Genomic DNA, 319 nt, shown 5'->3' with positions numbered 1-319 from the left:
GAAAGAAGCATTCTCCTAGGAGTTTAATCGAAATCGCTGGGGTACCCCGTTCGGGATATTACAAATGGAACCATACACGCCCCTTAAGAGAAGCTGCCAAAGAAAAGGAACAAGTATTGAAAGAGCATATGATGGCCATCCACCTTTCCCATCCTTATTACGGCTGTCCCAGAATGAAAGTTGCCCTTCAGGAAGAAGGAATGTATCTAAACCATAAACGTGTCTATCGATTAATGAAGAACTTAGGCATTCAATCAGTGATTCGTAAAAAACGGCGGTATTTCGGACAATCGGGGTCTGTTCTCTTCCCGAATCGCTT

At 43.6% G+C, this 319-nt stretch carries 1 protein-coding gene; it reads left to right on the top strand.

Annotation, left to right across the window (positions count from 1 at the left end; genetic code table 11):
- Positions 1-116: 116 nt before the first annotated feature.
- Positions 117-319: IS3 family transposase (locus RG959_RS23960; RefSeq protein WP_342799292.1), on the top strand; the 203-nt coding region annotated here is incomplete at its 3' end.

The organism is Domibacillus sp. 8LH, assembly GCF_038806185.1.
In the GTDB taxonomy this organism is placed as follows: domain Bacteria; phylum Bacillota; class Bacilli; order Bacillales; family Domibacillaceae; genus Domibacillus; species Domibacillus indicus_A.
This window is presented reverse-complemented; position numbering and strand designations above follow the sequence as displayed.